The following is an 18,327-nucleotide window of genomic DNA, read 5'->3' as shown; positions in this document are numbered from 1 at the left end:
GATCCCCCCTATACCGTTGCGCTTTCTTTTAATCCTTCAATCAACACTTCCACAACCTCTTTTCGACTGAAGGTTGAAGGTGGAAGGGTGCCGGAGCGCAGTAATTCCCGTACCTTTGTACCCGAGAGGATTACTCTGTCTTCCTTGCTGTGCGGGCATGTTTTATCAGAAGCCATTCCTTCACATTTCGTGCAATAAAAGCTATGTTCAAAGAACAGTGGTTTAATGCCGAGTTCCCCTTCTGGAAAATTACTGAAAATGCGTTGTGCATCATAGGTTCCGTAATAATTGCCAACCCCGGCGTGGTCGCGGCCGACTATGAAATGGGTGCAGCCAAAGTTTTTGCGGGCGATTGCATGAAAAACAGCTTCCCTTGGACCAGCATAGCGCATCGCCGCAGGATAGACCCCGAGTTGTACACGATTGCTAGGATAGTAGTTTTCTAGTAAAACTCGATAGCTTTTCAAACGAACGTCAGCTGGGATGTCATCAGACTTTGTTTCACCAACCAATGGGTTGACGAAAAGTCCATCGACTGTTTCCAGAGCAGCTTTTTGAATATATTCATGGGCCCGGTGGATTGGATTCCTTGTTTGGAAACCAACGACTGTTTTCCAACCTTTTTCTTCAAATAACGCCCTTGTTTCCTTTGGTTCAAGCCATACATCGGAAAATACGCCTTTTTCCGGTTTTTTCACTAGTGTCACTTCACCCGCAACATAGACTGGGCCTCTTTCATATAGCCGCTTGACTCCTGGATGGGCAAGCTCAGGGGTCCTATATACCTCAATGGCTTCCTTGTCTAAATCAGGTTCATACCATTCAGATACTTTAATAACCCCATATACCTCTTTTCGAAAAACTAATTTACGTACTTCCCCTTCTGTAAGGGTGGCGGCAGTTTGATAGGTTACAGGAAGGGTCACGGGAATCGACCAAATGGTGTTGTCCGCTAAACGCATGTTCGCGACGACAGATTCGTAATCAGCTTTTCCAAGGAACCCAGTCAGCGGACTAAACAGCCCAACACCAATGAGTTCAAGATCACTCAATGCGATCGCGTCAATTTCAATTTCTCCTTCGATATCGGCTAGATTATAGTTTGGATTAAAGGCTTGAATTAATTTTCCTCCATGAGGTTTAGGCAAAAATGACATTTTTCTCAAATCCCTTCATTGTTTTAGTTAATTTAATTAGTCTTTCTGGCGGATGGGCTATGTTTACTGTCGCTTAATCATTTACCTGAAGGATCGGCCGCATTTCTCGCGAATTGCCCGCATTTACTCGCTCCTCCGCTCGTTAATCCTTCGCAACCTCCTGGGTAACCGTTATCGTATGCTTCTGCCGTTTCATCAAGGACAACACGCCAAAAACAGAGATCAGCACACCGACCATGGCGATGATTGGGTAAAAATTATGTTCGATAATCAGTTGGATGAGGGTGTAAGACAATACCATCGAGAGGACAGGTGAAACCATCCACACGGTCAGCAATTGAACCACAATATCCTTTTTCAATACTGACCGGCCGTGCTTGGCGAATCCCATCCCGATAATGGAAGAGGTCGTGATTTGCGTCAGCGGGACAGGAATCCCGAACACTGACGCCACCGTTACAATCGTTGCACCCGTCCCTGAAATGACGCAGCCCTCTTCCAAGCGGAGCGTAGTTATCTTTTTTCCATTTGTCTCAAGGACCCGCTGTCCCAGCAGCAAGGCACCGCCTGCCACGAAGATCCCTCCCCAGAAAATTCCATTTCCAGTAGAGAGGATCTTGGCACCGACAAGTGGACCGACCGCATTGGCCACGTTATTCATCCCTGCCGAAAACGCCTCAAACAGCCCCATCATAACGACTAACAAAGATAAAAACGGAACAGCTTTCGTTGTCGTCATCCACTTTATCTTTTTTAACAAATAGGAGCCTGCGACAGCGATAACAAAGGCAGCAACCGGTGTGAGCAGCCAGAATAACATAATCCAGACTAGCTTGCTGACGAATACTGATTGGTAGACAATCCCAGCTCCGACCACGGATCCAACTGCTACTTCACTTGTGGATAATGGGATGCCAAAGATATTAGCAAAAAAAAGGGATAATGCGGCTGATGCCAATACAATAAGGGCAATTGGCACGGTAAAGGTATGGTTCGGGACAATTCCGCTGCCAATGGTTTTGACTACTTCACCGCCGCCTAGCCAGGCACCAAGAAATACTGCAATACCGCAAAGCAGCAGGGCCATTCGTTTTTTTACAACGCCGGATCCGTAAGCGATTCCCATCGAGGCCGCCGCACCGCTAGCACCAATATTTATCGCAAAAAATAATCCGATGGTCAGCGCAATCATTATGAGCAAGTGAAATGCCTCCTTAATCCCTCAAAAATGGGGATTTACACGTTTCATTTTTTCTTTAACGAGTGTGTAACCCACACTCTGTCTTACCACTTCCCGTCCAACGGCCTGCACGGGAATCGCCATCATCCCCAACAGGTTGTGTACAGGGAAAGCAGCCGATGCTTGGGTAGTGGTGGTCGTGCAGCGTGTTGTAAGGAAGATCATGCTCCTTGATGTAGCTCCAAACCTCATCCCAAGTCCAGTGTATCAATGGGCAGATTTTGATGTTTTCAAATTTTTCATCCTTATTAAGGAATTCGGTATGGACCCTTGTCGGAGATTGTTCGCGGCGCAGTCCCGAGATCCACGCTTGTTTGGCGGTCAACGTCTCCTTCAAAGGAATAACCTTTCGGATATTGCAGCATTGATTAGGATCTCTTTTCCATAACGCCGACCCATATTCGGCTGCTTGCTCATCCAAACTTACTTTCGGTTGTTTTCTTTCAATCCGTAATGTCGGAAAACGGGCTTCAATCTTATCAATGACCTCATATGTTTCCGGAAAATGTAAGCCTGTATCTAAAAAAACAATATGGGCATCTGGTTTAACCTGTTGAATGAAATCTATTAATACAATCGCCTCCGCTCCAAAACTAGACGCATAGACAATCTGTTCATCGGTGTAGGCACGATAAGCCCACTCTACTACCGAACGAGCCCCCTTTGTTTCATCCTCAATGGGGAATGTTCCTGATATTTGTTTCCAATTTTGAAACGTTACTGCTGCTGTCACCACTATTGGCCCCCTTTTTTTCAATAAAAAAGGCGGTCTTCCACTTCATAAAGTGAAGACCGCCTCTAGTTTGTCTAGTCAGCGATTTTTATTTGGTTGAAGACGAACCTTTTCGTTTTTCTCAAGTTGCACAATCTTGCCGTCCTGGACCACTAGCGTGATGGAACCAAACTTTAACGTTTCCAGCATCTTTTCTAGATGTGCGATAAGCTCTTCCTTTTCATCTGCTTGCAGCTGATTCGCCCCCATTCAATAAAACATCAATCCAAGTTCTTTAATGAAATTAATCCTACCATACCAATAGGTTTTATGTAAATAAGAAAATAAACAATTTTAAAAATTTTTATTTTCACCCTTTTCGACTAGGCCTTTTTATTTAGCCAGATGGAAAAACGACGGATTATCTAGGGTAAAATGGCATAGGAAAAAAGCAGTCACCAGACTGCCATCAATCTGTTTTTCAAGGACGTTGAATTCATCTTCTAAATCATTTAAGGTTCATTCATAATTTTTTAACATAAAAGTTCGTTCAATTATCCTAGAAATTGCCCCCTATATTCGAAAAAAATTAATGAAAAAATAGACGCTTTTTTGCCTTTTTTGCATTTACTGTAATGTGAAGGAGATGATGATCATGACAGAATTAACGTTTCATCAAATTGCCCATGAGTTGTTAAAAAAAGAAGTTGAAATTGTTACGCTTCAAGGAACATTTACCGGGAGGCTTCTCGAAGTGGGCAAGGACGTTCTTGTAATCGAAAGCAGGGGCAGAATGAGGCAAAGGCTTTTGGCCATTAGAATTGATGTAATCGTGGCGATCTTTCGCGTAGAGCAAATGCCTAGAGGGCCATTTGGCTTTATCCCGGAGGAAATTGAACAAGAACATGAGCAGCATGAAAGCAGCGACAATTAGTCATCACGAACAGTTGAAATAGGAACCAACATTCAAAAAGAGCAGGCAATGCGCCCTGCTCTTTTGATTTCATTTCATTTTGGATGCAAAATCTCATCAATAATTCCGTATTTCTTCGCTTCCTCGGCACTCATGAAGTAATCGCGCTCCGTATCATTTGCAACTTTTTCGACCGACTGTCCCGTTCGCTCGGACATAATCTGATTGATGTGGTCCTTTAACTTTAAGATCCGTCTTGCCGATATTTCAATTTCGGTTGCCTGCCCTCTTGCGCCGCCCAAGGGCTGATGAATCATGATTTCGCTATTTGGCAAGGCATACCGTTTTCCCTTTGTGCCCGCGAGAAGTAACAACGCCCCAAAGGATGCCGCCATGCCTGTGCAAATGGTGCGAATATCCGGCTTAATATATTGCATCGTATCGAAAATGGCAAACCCAGCTGAAGTAGAACCGCCTGGACAATTAATATAAAGGGATATTTCTTTATCAGGAGCGTCAGCCGCTAAAAATAATAATTGCGCCACCACACTATTGGCAGTTTGGTCATTGATTTCCTCACCAATGATGATAATTCTGTCCTTTAGCAGTCGGGAATAAATATCATAGGAACGTTCACCGCGGTTTGATTGTTCGATTACATATGGTATCGTACTCATTTTTAACTCCTCCTTAAAGCGGTATGAATGGCTATGCTGCCATACGGAGAGTGCTTGAAGGAGAGTGAGTTTGAATCGCTTGCCGTTTCCTTGTTTGAACCCTCGAAACTTCATTCATGTTGGTTATCGTTGGAATGGATTCAATCAGAATGGCCGGGTCTTGATTTTTCAAAGCTTCATAAAAAATGTCCGAAAGCCGTTCCCTTTCTTCCTCATCCCAAAATGCTTCAAGTGAAAATAATTGTTCTTCTTTTTCAAGACGTTTTTTCACTCGATGAAGACTGGCTTTAATCGCCATTTCGGTCGTGTGCATGAGCTCGGCAATTTCTTTTAACTGATATTGAAACGCTTCTTTTAACATAAAAATGACGGCTTGTTTTGGGGTAAAATGATTCAGCAGCAGGTCAACTGCATGGGTCATATTGTCCAGTTGATTGGTTGAGTCTGGGATGGAGTGGACAAGATCCGTTTCCGTCGTCTCATTTTTTCTTTTCCGCAGCAGATCGATCCAATGATGATAGGCAATTTTGGTCAACAAGGCCGAACTCATCTGTTGCTTGTGATATTTTAATGCCTTAAGATAGGTCTCTTGCGCAATATCATCTCCATCCCATGTATTTTGGGCGAGAAATTGACAATATCGCTGCAGCTTTGGAAAATATTCACTCCAGAGCCGATCATCTTGATGTGCAGGGTCTACGTTGTCGGGACTTAGCTTGTGTGACATGGTTTTCACTCCTTTTTGCACTCTCTACCTTAAGAACGTTTTCAAGGGGTTAAAAAGATACGGGGTCACCATTATTTTTATGGTATTATATGCAGAATTTTTTACATGAATCGATGAATTGACATTTGCTTTTCTTTATTTTGATCATAAAGCTTTTCAACCATCTCTTCCTGTACAGCTTCCTCAAGACTAATTTTCCGTTTTTTAATTGAAATTGTAAAGAATATGAGATTAAGGGTCATTTCCTTTCCCTCCTTCCAAATTTTATATAAAACGACTAGTCAGTTTATTTTATTATATTTTCCCACTTTAAAAAATGTCAAATGATTTTATCCATTTTTCCAAAAATAAAAAAACGCCAGCATCTCTGCCGGCTTTTCCCCTTCTACGCCTTCACTTTTTCTAAGAATAACTGCTTCATCTCCGTTAATACTTGGTTGTAAGGGTAATCTTTGTAAATGGATTGGACCGTGACACCATCGATCATTGACCAGAAAAGATTGGCTGTTAATTCCGGGTTAAGCTCTTGCTTAAACTCCCCTGACCCTTGTCCTTCTCGGATGATCTGCGCGAACAGATGGATCAGATACTGTTGTCTTCGTGTTGTTAATTTCTCCAGTAAATCTGCATTCCGTGCTGCATGGAGTTTAAATTCATTGTGAACGATAATTTTGCTATGGGTTTCAACCTCTATTACGTCTAGAGTGAGGTAGACATCGAATAAATAATTTATTTTTTCCATCGCATGGTGGTACGCGTCAAGATCTTTCGTTAATAGCTCATTTGTTTCCTCTGTTTCTGTTGTCATTAATGCCAAATAGATTTCATCTTTACTTTTAAAATAATTATAAATAGACCCCTTGCTGATTCCTGAATGCTCAACTATGTCATCAATGGTCGCTACTTGAAACCCCTTTTTGGCGAAACATACCAATGCGCTTGAGAGGATCTCTTTTTTTTCTTTTCTTTATATGAATCTGAAACAATTGGCGGCATTTTATATCTCCGATCATTTAAATAATTTCCATAGATTCATTAAAACATATTTCTTCCGTTCTAAACAAAAAAATCATTGATGTTCTTGTTATTCAGTGGATAGGTTTACATAATATTATTATAGTCTCTCTTGCAGATATTTTAATGGAAGTGTTTTCAAAAAAAAAATGGATGATTTTGATGAAAAATAATGATGGACTATTTTTATAAGACTGCTATAATCCATATATAGTATTCAATTATTACTTTTTAAAGGTGGGCATTATGGGGAACACTTGTAGATATGTTGTCAACGCACTTGGAAAAGGTGGAGAAACATATTATACGTATTGTAAGGATAAACATGAACTGCGGAAATGGATTCACAACAATCGTGAAAAATTAATTTTGGATGAACTAATCATCACGGATAAAAACCAAAGTTTATTTACCAAGCTATTTGGCTTAAAAAAGTTATTTTAACAGTGAGACGCTATTCCCATCGGAATAGCGTCATATTTTAGTATTTTTATTCCTCTAATTCTCTTAGTTTTTTTCGAAGTTCTATCATTACCGCTCTAGGGTTTTCCATTTCAAAAATGACATATTTATATTTTCCGAAGCCCTCTACTTCCAGGTGTATAAGCGGTACTTGATGCTCACAGGAAAGAAAGTACCATTCATCGCCAAATTTAAAGCTTCCTTCAAAAATATGAAGCGGGGCAATCGAGGCCCCTGGCATTCGAAGCATCCACATCGGCGGCTCAAATTCATCAATATAAACACTCTTTATTGCCTTATATGGAATTTTCAACTGCCACCTAAGAGCAAACACACTTAGGACTCCCGTTAATCTTAGTACGAACTCTTCCTTTTTAAAGTGTACTTCCCTTCCCATAAAGCTCACCCCAATACGGATTTTCATCAACCCTTCAACCAAATTTTATCACCAGAAAAAACAACAAACCAGCTATTTTCATACGAAATAACAAAAAACCCCCGCCAAACTCGACGAGGGCCTTTGTAGACAATTTTATACGTTGGCCATGCAGTTAATGGTGCCTGTCACCATTGCTACCCTATACCACTTCTTTAACTTGGATATTGATGAATTTTCTTTTTTGGATGTAGATGAGTCTGATGGATAGGGCGATTCCTGCTGCTAGTAGGCCGATGGTTAGGCCGAGCCAGTAGCCTCTTGCTCCTAGTCCGGCAAAATGGGCCAGCATGTATCCTACTGGTAAACAGACCAGCCAGTAGGCGATTAGGGTCATAATAAAGGCGAGGTTGACGTCTTTATACCCTCTTAATGCCGCCTGTGCAGTTGCTTGGATGGCATCCGAGATTTGAAAAAACAGCGCGAAGATGAGGAAGTTGGCTGTTAAGTTAATCACCGCTGCTTCATTCGAGTAAAATCCGGCAACCTGGTAGCGGAATAGGACAACTAACACCCCCGTACCGATCGCAATTAATATTGCAAGCAACACCCCCAACCAACTGTATTGTTTCGCATCTTTATAACGCCTTGCTCCAACCTCATACCCAACAAGAACAGTAAGTGCCGTCGAAATACTGATCGGAATCATGTATAAAAAGGAAACGATATTTAACGCTGACTGATAGGCAGCAATCGTTGTGACATTATATTTACTCAACAAGATGGTAACCACTGCAAACATGCTGGTCTCGAAGAATATAGAAAGTCCCATCGGTACACCGATTTGTAAAATCTCCTTGCACTTCTCCCAAGAAAATTCTTTTATATTCGCAAATACTGGATAGGAAGAAAACGGATCCTGTGTTTTCACAATATACCATGTCATCCCCATGATAATCCAGTAGGTAATCGACGTAGCATACCCTGCCCCGGCACCGCCAAGTTCAGGAAAGCCGAATTTCCCAAAAATAAACGCATAGTTCAAAAAGAAATTGACGGGCAATGACATCAGCATGATGACCATAACCACACGTGTTTTCCCTAATGCATAAATAAAAGATCTAAGCACGTTAAAAATAAACAATGGTAAAAGTCCAAAACTAAGGCCCACCAAATAATCAAAGGCCGTTTTCTCTACTCGATCTGGCAGCGCCATTTTAGCTAATATAGGATCCAAAAAGAAAAATCCGAGAATAATGACTGCTAAGGCAATCAAAACAGAAAGATAGATTCCATGCCGGACAACTGCAGAAACTTCGCTGCTCTTCTTTTCACCGAATCGTTGAGCAGCGATTGGTGAAACAGCGAGAAGAATACCGCTGATTCCGTTAAAAATGGGGCTCCAGATCGATGAGCCGATCGCCACTCCTGCTAAATCGGACGAATTATATTTACCTGACATAATCGTATTGAAAAATACCATTGAAAACATACCAAGCTGGGTAATTAAAATGGGAATTAGCAAAACAAAAATTTGCTTTGTTTTTTCCTTAATCGTAAAGGTCTGATTCATACATGTATACTCCTTGAGAAATAAAAATCCGAACCTTCATTATACCTTATCTTTTACATTTATTCCGTAAAAATATCAAAATACCGTGATTCCCATCACCACTTCCGCCGATTGCTTTTTTTACAATATAGATAAAGGGGATAGGTGATAAAAGGATGGAAAAACAACTAACCGATTTAACTATTTTTGAAGGATATCAAAACCGCCAAGTGATCCTTAATTATTATCAGGATGATGATGATTTATGGAAAAGAGATGGCTTTCATTTTGCGTCCATTCAATTGGCAAATGAGAAACTTTTATTTTTAAAAAAGGACGGAAGCACGTCACAGATTGCCTTGCAGGAATATAAGACCATTGCCAGCAACAGTGATTTTCAAAATTACTATGTTTTCCACTACGATGCCCATACCCGGTTAGAAATCTATTTTCCATAAAGCGAATAGGACCTCCTACTGGAAGTCCTATTTTTTTGCGATTTTAGATGGGTTATTTACCTTATATAACACCGGGACATCAATGATGAATTCTTCCGGGACGTCTTTCCCTTTCGCCAATTTCTTGGCCGCAACCTTGCCATCAAATTCAAGTACGTCCCCCGGCGCCAATTCGAATTTTTTCAATGTCTTACTGTGACTGCACCAGGCAAACCCAAGTTCTAAGGGGGGTTCCTGAACAATCTGGGCCTCTTCTAAAACAACCACCTCATCATTTTCTTCATTAAAGGGGTTGTAAACAAGCGCAAATTGTTTAACCTTAGCAGTAAAATGTACCTTCTCAGCAGGAAGTTCAAGCTTCGGTATCTTTTCTTTCTTAGGCTTCGCCGCCTTTGCAGCTTTTTCTTTTTTAGAAGAGGCTTTCGCTTCAACAGGTGCAGCCGCTGCCACGCTTTCTTTGCCTGTTCCCCGCTCACTCACGGGCACACTTTCTTTGTCCCCGAGCGTTAACATCGATTCTTTTCCAAAGCTGGACTGTTGCATTTCTTTTAAATAGGCAGGGTGAATGCAGCTTAGCTGACCATCCTGAAACCCAATAACAAGGGTGTTAAATTCCCCTGAATTCCCATATGTTTCATAACCTTTAATGGTCACAAGGCGTTGAACATGCCGATCTTTGTACCAAAATTCTCGTTTTGCTTCCTTTGCGGACGATAGTCCCCATTCCTTAAGCTTTTCCCGATAATGGTCATCATCTCGAAAGACTTCAAAATCCCCTTTTGGTGGAATATAGGTTGTCAACCCGGTTTGTTCTATATGAGGCCGAAGGGTCACCATTCAGACACTTCCTTCCACTATGTATATTGATTTGATTATAGCATTTTATCGAAATAAAGTAGGGAAACCTCTTTCGAGGCTTCCCCCTTATCAAACCGTACGTGCCCTATTAAGGCATACGGCTTACCAATGTGTTACAAATGGTCAATACGTTGCCAATCTTTGAGCATATTTCATTTTGCGGACACGGTCAGGAGTATAATACTCTTGACCCTTTTCTTTTGCCTTTAGGATTCGTCTTTCCTGTTCTTTCTTTTGCTTTTCTTTCATTCGAAGAATGTAACTTTCTAGAGAAAAGCCATATATCTTGTGGTAGTAATACCAGTATGAAGGGATAAGTCCAATAATAGCAAAGAACTCATTATTCCATTTTGTTTTCATCGCATGACCTTTTCTTTGGCTAGGGTGTTTGTGAATCATGGCTACTCTTAACCTTTGTCGAATATAGCCATCTATCGCAAGTAGTTCTTTCCCAAATGCTTTAAAGAAGCATGAACTGTTAAATCCGTGTTCTTCATTTGCCTTAATTGCTTTATAAATATTGAGAAAATAGTTTACTTTTCCTCGAATCACTGGGTTAACATACTCAATCCACTTTTCCTTACTCAGAGTGAGTGTTTTCTTCGTCTTGACTTTGATTTTCTGGCGAAAATCATTCCAAGTTGATTCTTTCGGTTTAGCTATATAGTATGGCTTACCATCCTTCTTGCGTTTTCTCCAGTGTTCGAAAGTGAATCCCATAAAGTCAAAGTCATCATCATCGAAGTTTACAAATTTTGTTTTCTCCGTTGCAAGTTCCAACCCAAGTTCGGCTAATTTCCTTTTCGTAATATCTGCCGCTCTCTTTATGTCTTCTTTGGTTTTTGCGAATAACAAAAAGTCATCGGCGAATCTTACAAAACGAATATTGTTTTCAGCCCAGATCCAATCAAGTTCATTTAAATATACGTTCGCTAGTAACGGAGAAATAACCCCTCCTTGCGGAGTGCCGGTATCTGTTGAGTGAAATTTACCTTCTTCCATATAACCAGCTTTTAGCCACAACCAAATCATATCTAACACTGTACCATCTGCGATGTATTTATTTAATACTCTCATCAGCTTCTTATGTGGGATATTATCGAAAAAGCCTTTAATATCTGCATCGAAGATGTAATTATATCCTTGTTCGATATTCGCCATGATTATTTGCAGGACACGTTCTGCACCAACATTTGGTCTGTATCCACATGACCATTTGTGAAAGATATCCCTTTCGAATTTCGGCTGAAGTACATTTACTATTGCCTGTTGGACAATTCTATCTTCAATATTCGGAATGCCTAAGGGTCGCTTTTTGCCATTTTTCTTAGGAATATAATGTCTTCTTACTGGTGACGGCTTATACTCTTTATTTCTCAGTCTCTGTAGAAGCGAGTCCAGATTTTCATCTAAGTGATATCTATAGCTGTCAATTGTTTCGCCATCAATACCACCTGACCCGTTGTTGGCTTCTACCTTTTCCCAAGCAGCTTTTAGCCTTCTGTCGAAAAGTATTTGTCCATAAATACTATGCCATTTGAATTTTAACGTATGATTCATTACATATTCCGCACCCTTCATTGTGTACATTCAGTTCGTTTATACCGAGGTATCGTTTTCTGTTAACATTACACATCTTTACAGATGTGGAGCCACAAGGTCGTTCCCCTTCCGTTCATGCATGGTTTAGTCCATACACTACTTCCGTACTATGAGAACGTCTGACTTCTCCATTCACATCTAGCATTTCGGATTACCCTTATAGGTAGATGTCCCTTTGGGTTGGAATGGAGACCTCACGGGGTCATCGCACCTTCCTTCTAAACATACCCAGCACCATCACTTGATAAATTGCCTCTATCCGGCTGATTCATTGGTATAGAGACCACTAATGTTATAGTGGGCTTCCCATTATATTCGCATAGTCGCCAACTTACCCTGCCGCCGTGCTTCACACTTATTGCATTTGGGTCTGCTTATCCGACTGCGGGTCTCTCGATTGTCCGCATCTCCTTCAGACATCACCTCACGGTGATGCCCTAGATTAGTCTTCACTAGTTGTATCAGCACTCTAGTGGAAGGATTTTCACCTTCGGGAAAACGAGTCTTCTAGGATTCGGGAGCCGTGTTTATCGCAATAACGTACTCCAACCTTTAACAACTCATTCAGTGCAGTTCTACTGCACAAGGTACGACTGCCTGTCGCACAAATAAAAAAAGACTCTGCGAAGAGTCTTTTTCATTTATGTTAGCTAAAATTATGCTTTACGCACGTTAGAAGCTTGTGGTCCACGTTGACCTTGCTCTACGTCAAAAGTAACTGCTTGACCTTCGTCTAAAGTCTTGAAGCCTTCACCTTGGATAGCTGAGAAGTGTACGAATACATCGTCTCCTGCTTCGCGTTCGATGAATCCAAATCCTTTTTCTGCATTAAACCATTTTACTTTACCTTGTTCCATTTGTGTATCCTCCTGCTGTGTGCCGCGCACACATTTTGGTACTATCCTTGCTTAAATCTTCAAGACAAAAAGCAGTATATCACTTTCACGTTCTTTCCGACTCACAAAAATAATTCTCCTTAACTATAACAGAAATGAGCCGATTAGGCAAATCAATAAACAATTCTGATGATTCATTTTGGCTATTTTTTACGGTCATGTGACAATTTTTCGAGTTTATTTTTTTGGAAAATTCCGAAGTTAATAAATAGATAAAATATCCTGTAGATTCAACCTTTTTGGTTGTATAATATCTAGAGAATTTATGAATGAAATGGTGAAGACGCATGCGCACATATAATGAAAAAGTAAGTATTTACCATGGAATGGTCTCAATAGTGGCTGTGAATCTCGCCGGGAACTTTTTCCCGATTTTCGCAATCGCCATCCTTGGTGCCTCCAATTATCAAGTAGGATTGATCAGTTCCCTCCCACCACTGATGGCGTTAGGTATGACAATCCCGGCAGCAATCGTCTTAAATCGACTGCAACAGCAAAAGAAAACCGTTGCATTATCTGTTTTTTGGGCAAGGATACTATTTTTGCTGCTAGCTGGGGTGGTTTATATTCATTCTTCCTATCAGGCATGGGCGTTTTTACTCATTATCGCTTTCATGAATATCCCCGGAACCATTTCTACGATTGGCTGGCAGACACTGATTAGTGGGATCATTGACGAGGACCGTAGAGGGGCGTTTTTTAGTGACCGGAATCGATTAGTAACAATTGTCGGAATGGTTACGACCTTACTGATTGGGATTTTTATGAAAAAGCAGACCGAACATGCACTGGCCTATCAAGTATTATTTGTGATTGCTTTTCTTTTTGGCTTATTGGAAGTATTTTTTTTAATGAAGCACAAAGAAAAAGCCGAATCCACGTCAGGGCTTGCGAAAAAAAATTCGTCAATGGATTGGTCTATTTTTCACGATAAGGGTTACAAATGGTTCCTCATTACTGCCCTTTGCTTCAACTTCTCCTGGCAAATGGCCTGGGGTCTATTCAATATTTATAATGTAAAATATGCCCATGCCACAATTTTGTGGATTAGTATCTTCTCTGTTGCCAATCAATTGGTGCAGGTTTTTTCGTTTCCATTATGGAAGAAATTAGCGGAGGCAAAGTCCAACACATTGATGCTTGTATGGGTAGCTGCCGGAATGGCTACGGCTCCTTTTTTAACCGTTTTGTCTACCAATCTGGTTTATCTTACGTTCGTTCAAATGACGTCCGGCTTTTTTGTTTCAGGTACCACACTTCTCTTGTTCAACCTTTTATTAGAGAAATCACCAAACGAGAAGAAAACCTATTGCATCACGACCTATAATGTTCTTTTATCCTTTGTCGCTTTTATCGCACCACAGATTGGTATATGGCTTTTGGAAGTATCGGGCATGCAAACATCGTTGGGAATAAACTCCCTCCTCCGTTTAGTAAGTGCCTTCGTCTTTCTTCTCATGTATCTGAAATTTAGGGACACAAAAATAGTAGCAAAGACCTACACTAGTTTTGATATGGAGAAAATTCCGAAGAAATGATACTAATACCCGTTCCAGTTTCATATTTTTATAAAAGGAGTTGAGTTCATCGAAACCAGGAGGTTGAAATGATTAAAATAAATCATCAGGTGGTAGAACCCGAGGAACTCATGAAAGGGAAATCCAAAAAGTCTGAAGAGTATACGATTATCAAACAAATGGCGGCAAGCCATGCATCTTTTGAATACCAAACAATGAATCAATTAACATTTGAGCTTTTATTCCGAGTGAATACGATGAAGGCCGCTAGAGAACTGAACAAAAGCGGGGCACATTTTACAACGTTCAGCTATGCATTTTGTAATAAAAAGTATTGGGATCGATTAGCCAATGGCGGCTTCCTCATAAAGGCAGGTGTTCCGCCGTCTGTTGCCATTCAGGACATCCTTAAAAACGGTAAGCTTTACGCCTTTGAATGCTCTACCGCTATCGCCATTGTTTTATATATTGCCGCTCTTTATTCGATTGGCAGCGAACGGTTTGATATTCTGTTTGCACGACTTTATCTGATGGATTGGCAATTTGATGATGACCTCCCGATCCATCAAACATTTGGAGATGATTATTTACCTGGCGATGTCTTACATTTCAACAATCCAGATTTCGACCCGCAGCAGCCGCATTGGCGTGCCGAAAATGTCATCTTTTTCGGCGATGACCAATACTACGGCCATGGTGTCGGCATACGCAACGCCAGCACCATTATCAATTTCCTAAACAAAAAAAGAAAACCAGACTCCAAAACATCAGCCTACCTCATGCAAATGATCACCAGACCAAGGTATCAATCATTATTTTACAATTTATAGCGTAAAGGGTGACAGGCACCATTGCTCTGCAATGGTGCCTGTCACCCTTATTCCTCTATTTACGGTGTCAACCTCAAAAATTAATAAATGCTTCTTCTGCTTTTACATCTGCCTTGATCATTTTGGTGGTTTTTAGCCATTGGGCGACTTTTTCCCATGTTTCTGGGTCTTGGTAGCCAAATGGTTTTTCTTTTGCATCCATTAACGGAAGGAGGATTTTCAGACTATTTGTTTCAATATCTGCTTCTAATGGGGACGTCTTGTCTTCATGCTTTAATAAAATGGACAGGCCTTCCTCCGGATGGTCTGCGACAAATGTCTGCCCCTTTGCCATCGCTGCACTAAACTTTTTATATACATCTGGGTTTTCCTTTAAGCCTTTTTCACTTCCGACTAACACTAATTCATAATAATCCGGAACACCGTAATCTGCCGGATTTAATGTACGGACTGGATGGCCTTCTTTTTCCAATAACAACTTCTCATGGTTAATAAATCCCCCCATCAGCGCATCGGTTTTTTTCGTTGCCATTGCAGGAATCAAATCCCAGCCAACATCAACCATTTTCACCTTTTGCACATCCCCGCCGTCCGTTTTCACCATCGTTTGAATAATCGCTTCATCCAATGGAATGGTCGGATAGCCAATCGTTTTTCCGGCTAAATCCTTCGGTGATTGGATCGGGCTGTTTGCACCAACCATTAATTGATTCAAAGGATGGCGTACGATGGCGGCAATGGACTGAACAGGAATATTCTCGCCGCGTGCTACTAATACCTCCGGTTGATAGCTCATCGCCAGGTCGACTTTTCCAGCCGCCACCAGTCGAAGTGGATCATTTGTATCTGCCGGCATTTGGATATCCACATCCAAACCCTGTTCTTTGAAATAACCCTTTTCTTTTGCAGCAAAAAGAAAGGAATGGACTGCGTTCGGGTACCAATCCAGCATGAGGCTCACTTTTTGTACCTTTCCAGCGCTGCCCGTAGTTTGATTAGCTCCCTCTTTCCCGCAAGCACTAACTAGTAATAACAAAAGGCTAACTATGACTATCCAACATTTTTTCACTTTTCTTTCCCCTCTAATAACGAATTTTATTTTTCAACATCTGTTTTTCTAGTAAACTAACCAATAAAAATAACACGACACCAAGTAAGGAAAGCAGGAATATAGCCGCGAACACGGCGTCTGCCTGTAAATTCCCCGACATCCGTCTGCTGAAGTAGCCCAATCCGACACTTGCGCCGAGCCATTCACCGATCGTTGCACCGACAACGCAATAAACCACAGACATTTTCAAGCCGGACAAGATGGATGGCAATGCCAATGGTAGCTGGATTTTTCGAAAAATAAACCAGCGATTAGCCCCCATGGTCAGTAGTAATTCCCGGTATTCCGCCCCTCCCGACTTCAGTCCATCATAAGTACTTACAATGATGGGAAAAATCGCGATCAAGATCGTGACGGCAATTTTGCTCCAAATCGAATAGCCGAACCACATGATAAGGATTGGTGAAAGTGCAATCATTGGGATGGTTTGCGAAATAACAAGAAACGGGTATAATACTTTTTCTAATGAACGGGAAAAGTGCATCCCAACGCCTATCAACAGTCCACCTGCTAGTGATATCCCAAAACCAATCAGCACCTCAGCAAGGGTTGCCGGCAAATGCTCTTTGAACAAAAGCTCCCGATTTTCTATAAGTGATGCTCCTATAGACGTTGGTGAAGGTAAAATGAAGGATGGAATCATTCCCTTTCTGACAATCCACTCCCAACCACTTAGTAACAAAATGATAACAAGTAGGAATAGGCCATAATCGTCCAGACATTTCTTCCAATTAAGTTTCATGTTGAATCAGCCGCTCCAATTCTTTTCTCATTGCAATGAATTCAGATTGATAGATGATTTCAGCCTCTCTTGGCCGTGGCAAGCTGACATTTATTTCTTGAATAGAGTCTTTCTCAAGCAAATAAATCCGGTCGCTTAACAAAATAGCTTCTTCTAAATCATGGGTGATGAACAGCACTGTTTTTTGTAAATTCCCCCAAAGTCCTAATAGCCAGCTGTGCATGTTCCGTTTCGTGAGCGAATCCAGTGCCCCAAACGGTTCATCCAACAATAACAGGTCTTTCCCTGTCATGATCGTCCTCAAAAAAGCAACCCGCTGCCGCATCCCGCCGGAAAGCTCATCCGGGTAGGCATGTTCTACATCTCCGAGTCCAAAACGGGCCAGCCATTCGCGGATGTCGGGAAGGACCTGCCGTCTATTTTCCTTCATAACCTCTAACGGCAAACAGACATTGTCTACTACCGTTTGCCATGGTAAAAGCAAATCCTTTTGGGGCATATACCCAACCATGCCTAACCTATTACCAGTTTTCACACCCTTCATCTTGATTTCTCCCTGCTCAGGCTCTAGAAGTCCGGTAATCAATTTAAAAAGAGTGCTTTTTCCTGACCCACTTGCACCAATTACAGAAACAAATTCTCCGGCCTGCACATCCATCGAGAGTTTTTGAAAAATGGGCTTTGCGTTGTCAAAACCATACGTTAGGTTTTCGATTGATAACATGGATGGGTTAAACAGGCCAATCCTCTCCTTTATAAACCATATCCCAGAACATATACTCAAAGCGGGAGGTCGTAATGAAATGTTCTTCTAACCTATCTAATTCCCGTTCCGGTTTTCCTTCCGCCAATTGGTCTAATAAATCAATCAGCCAAAGGGCCAACGAGCCAAATTCCTCTGAGTTATACATTTTTATCCAATCGCCATATAACGGATGCTCGCTAGCTTTGGGATATTTATCTGCTAGCATTTTGCTAATCTCCCAGTAGCTCCACATACACGGCAGCAATGCTGAGATTAATTCCTCAAGAGACCCGTTCTGCGCAACATTTAGCATATATCGCGTGTAGGCCAAATTGATGGGCGATGGTTTGGTTTCTTCGAGGTGTTGACGGGTAATGCCAAACCTGGCAGCATACCCACGGTGCAAGTCCATTTCACCATGCAACGTCTCATGGAGCAGTTTTGCAAACTCAGCCATGGTGTCGAGATCCTTAGATTTAATCGTCCCCCATGCAAAAAGCTTGGAATAGTCGAGTAAAAATACGTAATCCTGCTTCATGTAGCGAATAAACGATTCCACAGGAAGATTTCCCTTACCTAGCCCGTCAACAAATGGATGCTGATGAGTTTTCTCCCAAATTTCTCTTACTTTATTATGCAGTCGATGTGAAAATCGCAATATGTACTCCCCATTTCAAGTATCTAATAGTTTTTCACGTATTAAATTCTCTAATTGTCGCGTCTATCGGCGAATCAACA

General features: G+C 41.4%; 22 protein-coding genes and 1 pseudogene. 5 read left to right on the top strand and 18 right to left on the bottom strand.

Translation table 11 applies throughout. From position 1 onward, the window contains the following. Nucleotides 1-8: 8 nt before the first annotated feature. From sat to RCG19_RS20090, 4 genes are all read right to left on the bottom strand, one after another. Nucleotides 9-1,157 carry a sulfate adenylyltransferase gene (gene sat / locus RCG19_RS20105; RefSeq protein WP_308108580.1) on the bottom strand — a complete coding sequence of 383 codons (1,149 nt, stop codon included), beginning with the start codon at nucleotides 1,155-1,157 and terminating at the stop codon, nucleotides 9-11. 142 nt (nucleotides 1,158-1,299) lie between these two features. Next, nucleotides 1,300-2,349: a sulfate permease gene (locus RCG19_RS20100; RefSeq protein WP_374049627.1), complete on the bottom strand. Its 1,050-nt coding sequence runs from the start codon at nucleotides 2,347-2,349 to the stop codon at nucleotides 1,300-1,302. A 64-nt stretch (nucleotides 2,350-2,413) separates the two neighbouring features. Then, nucleotides 2,414-3,130, bottom strand: coding sequence for a phosphoadenylyl-sulfate reductase (locus RCG19_RS20095; protein WP_308108578.1), 717 nt, complete (start codon nucleotides 3,128-3,130; stop codon nucleotides 2,414-2,416). A 78-nt stretch (nucleotides 3,131-3,208) separates the two neighbouring features. Continuing rightward, nucleotides 3,209-3,379 (bottom strand): YezD family protein, encoded by a 171-nt coding sequence (locus RCG19_RS20090; RefSeq protein WP_166246681.1) that lies wholly within the window; start codon nucleotides 3,377-3,379, stop codon nucleotides 3,209-3,211. A gap of 385 nt (nucleotides 3,380-3,764) precedes the next feature. Here RCG19_RS20090 and RCG19_RS20085 point away from each other — a divergent pair, with 385 nt between their 5' ends. Continuing rightward, a complete protein-coding gene (locus tag RCG19_RS20085) occupies nucleotides 3,765-4,043 on the top strand; it encodes a hypothetical protein (protein ID WP_166246682.1) in 279 nt (92 codons plus the stop codon). Between the two features lie 74 nt (nucleotides 4,044-4,117). Here the strand turns inward: RCG19_RS20085 and clpP are convergent, their stop codons facing one another. The 5 genes and pseudogenes from clpP to RCG19_RS23765 all read right to left on the bottom strand — a co-directional run. Next, a complete protein-coding gene (clpP, locus tag RCG19_RS20080) occupies nucleotides 4,118-4,699 on the bottom strand; it encodes an ATP-dependent Clp endopeptidase proteolytic subunit ClpP (RefSeq protein WP_308108577.1) in 582 nt (193 codons plus the stop codon). Nucleotides 4,700-4,730: 31 nt separating this feature from the next. Beyond that, a complete protein-coding gene (locus tag RCG19_RS20075; protein WP_308108575.1) occupies nucleotides 4,731-5,426 on the bottom strand; it encodes a sigma-70 family RNA polymerase sigma factor in 696 nt (231 codons plus the stop codon). Between the two features lie 101 nt (nucleotides 5,427-5,527). Continuing rightward, complete coding sequence (locus RCG19_RS20070; RefSeq protein WP_308108574.1) at nucleotides 5,528-5,668, bottom strand: YrzI family small protein; 141 nt, start codon at nucleotides 5,666-5,668, stop codon at nucleotides 5,528-5,530. A 143-nt stretch (nucleotides 5,669-5,811) separates the two neighbouring features. Continuing rightward, nucleotides 5,812-6,234, bottom strand: coding sequence for a TetR/AcrR family transcriptional regulator C-terminal domain-containing protein (locus RCG19_RS20065; RefSeq protein WP_308111036.1), 423 nt, complete (start codon nucleotides 6,232-6,234; stop codon nucleotides 5,812-5,814). Between the two features lie 12 nt (nucleotides 6,235-6,246). Then, nucleotides 6,247-6,375, bottom strand: a pseudogene (locus RCG19_RS23765) (TetR/AcrR family transcriptional regulator); the annotation flags it as partial. A gap of 311 nt (nucleotides 6,376-6,686) precedes the next feature. Between RCG19_RS23765 and RCG19_RS20060 the strand changes: the two are divergent. Next, nucleotides 6,687-6,884, top strand: coding sequence for a hypothetical protein (locus RCG19_RS20060; protein WP_308108573.1), 198 nt, complete (start codon nucleotides 6,687-6,689; stop codon nucleotides 6,882-6,884). Nucleotides 6,885-6,930: 46 nt separating this feature from the next. Here RCG19_RS20060 and RCG19_RS20055 read toward each other — a convergent pair whose 3' ends face one another. Next, entirely contained in the window at nucleotides 6,931-7,299 is a 369-nt protein-coding gene (locus RCG19_RS20055; protein WP_308108572.1) for a hypothetical protein, read from the bottom strand. A 181-nt stretch (nucleotides 7,300-7,480) separates the two neighbouring features. Beyond that, nucleotides 7,481-8,851 (bottom strand): MATE family efflux transporter, encoded by a 1,371-nt coding sequence (locus tag RCG19_RS20050; protein ID WP_308108571.1) that lies wholly within the window; start codon nucleotides 8,849-8,851, stop codon nucleotides 7,481-7,483. 155 nt (nucleotides 8,852-9,006) lie between these two features. On the opposite strand from RCG19_RS20050, the gene RCG19_RS20045 reads away from it, so the two are divergent. Next, on the top strand, nucleotides 9,007-9,288 hold the full coding sequence (locus RCG19_RS20045; RefSeq protein ID WP_308108570.1) for a hypothetical protein: 282 nt from the start codon (nucleotides 9,007-9,009) through the stop codon (nucleotides 9,286-9,288). A 27-nt stretch (nucleotides 9,289-9,315) separates the two neighbouring features. Here the strand turns inward: RCG19_RS20045 and RCG19_RS20040 are convergent, their stop codons facing one another. From RCG19_RS20040 to RCG19_RS20030, 3 genes are all read right to left on the bottom strand, one after another. Next, entirely contained in the window at nucleotides 9,316-10,125 is an 810-nt protein-coding gene (locus RCG19_RS20040) for a hypothetical protein (protein WP_308108568.1), read from the bottom strand. Nucleotides 10,126-10,269: 144 nt separating this feature from the next. Beyond that, entirely contained in the window at nucleotides 10,270-11,706 is a 1,437-nt protein-coding gene (ltrA, locus tag RCG19_RS20035; RefSeq protein ID WP_308108194.1) for a group II intron reverse transcriptase/maturase, read from the bottom strand. Nucleotides 11,707-12,404: 698 nt separating this feature from the next. Beyond that, the gene (locus RCG19_RS20030; RefSeq protein WP_007083657.1) at nucleotides 12,405-12,605 is read right to left on the bottom strand and encodes a cold-shock protein; all 201 of its coding nucleotides are present in this window, start codon (nucleotides 12,603-12,605) and stop codon (nucleotides 12,405-12,407) included. Between the two features lie 326 nt (nucleotides 12,606-12,931). On the opposite strand from RCG19_RS20030, the gene RCG19_RS20025 reads away from it, so the two are divergent. Together RCG19_RS20025 and RCG19_RS20020 are read left to right on the top strand one after the other, a co-directional pair. Beyond that, nucleotides 12,932-14,182 carry an MFS transporter gene (locus RCG19_RS20025; protein ID WP_308108566.1) on the top strand — a complete coding sequence of 417 codons (1,251 nt, stop codon included), beginning with the start codon at nucleotides 12,932-12,934 and terminating at the stop codon, nucleotides 14,180-14,182. A gap of 68 nt (nucleotides 14,183-14,250) precedes the next feature. Next, nucleotides 14,251-14,991, top strand: a complete 741-nt coding sequence (locus RCG19_RS20020) for a protein-glutamine gamma-glutamyltransferase (protein ID WP_166246274.1) — start codon at nucleotides 14,251-14,253, stop codon at nucleotides 14,989-14,991. Between the two features lie 73 nt (nucleotides 14,992-15,064). Here the strand turns inward: RCG19_RS20020 and RCG19_RS20015 are convergent, their stop codons facing one another. The 4 genes from RCG19_RS20015 to tenA are packed head-to-tail and all read right to left on the bottom strand — an operon-like array spanning nucleotide 15,065 to nucleotide 18,250. Continuing rightward, nucleotides 15,065-16,060 carry an ABC transporter substrate-binding protein gene (locus tag RCG19_RS20015; RefSeq protein WP_308108565.1) on the bottom strand — a complete coding sequence of 332 codons (996 nt, stop codon included), beginning with the start codon at nucleotides 16,058-16,060 and terminating at the stop codon, nucleotides 15,065-15,067. Between the two features lie 13 nt (nucleotides 16,061-16,073). After that, nucleotides 16,074-16,844: an ABC transporter permease gene (locus tag RCG19_RS20010; protein WP_308108564.1), complete on the bottom strand. Its 771-nt coding sequence runs from the start codon at nucleotides 16,842-16,844 to the stop codon at nucleotides 16,074-16,076. Next, nucleotides 16,834-17,568 (bottom strand): ABC transporter ATP-binding protein, encoded by a 735-nt coding sequence (locus RCG19_RS20005; RefSeq protein ID WP_308108563.1) that lies wholly within the window; start codon nucleotides 17,566-17,568, stop codon nucleotides 16,834-16,836. The genes RCG19_RS20010 and RCG19_RS20005 overlap by 11 nt, the downstream gene beginning before the upstream one ends. Nucleotides 17,569-17,575: 7 nt before the next feature. Next, complete coding sequence (tenA, locus tag RCG19_RS20000) at nucleotides 17,576-18,250, bottom strand: thiaminase II (RefSeq protein ID WP_374049626.1); 675 nt, start codon at nucleotides 18,248-18,250, stop codon at nucleotides 17,576-17,578. Between the last annotated feature and the right edge of the window lie 77 nt (nucleotides 18,251-18,327).

Source organism: Neobacillus sp. OS1-2 (genome assembly GCF_030915505.1).
Classification (GTDB): Bacteria; Bacillota; Bacilli; order Bacillales; family Cytobacillaceae; genus Neobacillus.
The sequence above is the reverse complement of the archived record's forward strand: the minus strand, read 5'-3'. Positions and strand labels throughout refer to the sequence as shown.

Bases quoted from the DNA above. Each gene is read 5' to 3' on its own strand.
- sat (WP_308108580.1), bottom strand. From the start codon at position 1,157: ATGTCATTTTTGCCTAAACCTCATGGAGGAAAATTAATTCAAGCCTTT.
- RCG19_RS20100 (WP_374049627.1), bottom strand. From the start codon at position 2,349: ATGATTGCGCTGACCATCGGATTATTTTTTGCGATAAATATTGGTGCT.
- RCG19_RS20090 (WP_166246681.1), bottom strand. From the start codon at position 3,379: ATGGGGGCGAATCAGCTGCAAGCAGATGAAAAGGAAGAGCTTATCGCA.
- RCG19_RS20085 (WP_166246682.1), top strand. From the start codon at position 3,765: ATGACAGAATTAACGTTTCATCAAATTGCCCATGAGTTGTTAAAAAAA.
- clpP (WP_308108577.1), bottom strand. From the start codon at position 4,699: ATGAGTACGATACCATATGTAATCGAACAATCAAACCGCGGTGAACGT.
- RCG19_RS20075 (WP_308108575.1), bottom strand. From the start codon at position 5,426: ATGTCACACAAGCTAAGTCCCGACAACGTAGACCCTGCACATCAAGAT.
- RCG19_RS20070 (WP_308108574.1), bottom strand. From the start codon at position 5,668: ATGACCCTTAATCTCATATTCTTTACAATTTCAATTAAAAAACGGAAA.
- RCG19_RS20065 (WP_308111036.1), bottom strand. From the start codon at position 6,234: ATGACAACAGAAACAGAGGAAACAAATGAGCTATTAACGAAAGATCTT.
- RCG19_RS20060 (WP_308108573.1), top strand. From the start codon at position 6,687: ATGGGGAACACTTGTAGATATGTTGTCAACGCACTTGGAAAAGGTGGA.
- RCG19_RS20055 (WP_308108572.1), bottom strand. From the start codon at position 7,299: ATGGGAAGGGAAGTACACTTTAAAAAGGAAGAGTTCGTACTAAGATTA.
- RCG19_RS20050 (WP_308108571.1), bottom strand. From the start codon at position 8,851: ATGAATCAGACCTTTACGATTAAGGAAAAAACAAAGCAAATTTTTGTT.
- RCG19_RS20045 (WP_308108570.1), top strand. From the start codon at position 9,007: ATGGAAAAACAACTAACCGATTTAACTATTTTTGAAGGATATCAAAAC.
- RCG19_RS20040 (WP_308108568.1), bottom strand. From the start codon at position 10,125: ATGGTGACCCTTCGGCCTCATATAGAACAAACCGGGTTGACAACCTAT.
- ltrA (WP_308108194.1), bottom strand. From the start codon at position 11,706: ATGAATCATACGTTAAAATTCAAATGGCATAGTATTTATGGACAAATA.
- RCG19_RS20030 (WP_007083657.1), bottom strand. From the start codon at position 12,605: ATGGAACAAGGTAAAGTAAAATGGTTTAATGCAGAAAAAGGATTTGGA.
- RCG19_RS20025 (WP_308108566.1), top strand. From the start codon at position 12,932: ATGCGCACATATAATGAAAAAGTAAGTATTTACCATGGAATGGTCTCA.
- RCG19_RS20020 (WP_166246274.1), top strand. From the start codon at position 14,251: ATGATTAAAATAAATCATCAGGTGGTAGAACCCGAGGAACTCATGAAA.
- RCG19_RS20010 (WP_308108564.1), bottom strand. From the start codon at position 16,844: ATGAAACTTAATTGGAAGAAATGTCTGGACGATTATGGCCTATTCCTA.
- RCG19_RS20005 (WP_308108563.1), bottom strand. From the start codon at position 17,568: ATGTTATCAATCGAAAACCTAACGTATGGTTTTGACAACGCAAAGCCC.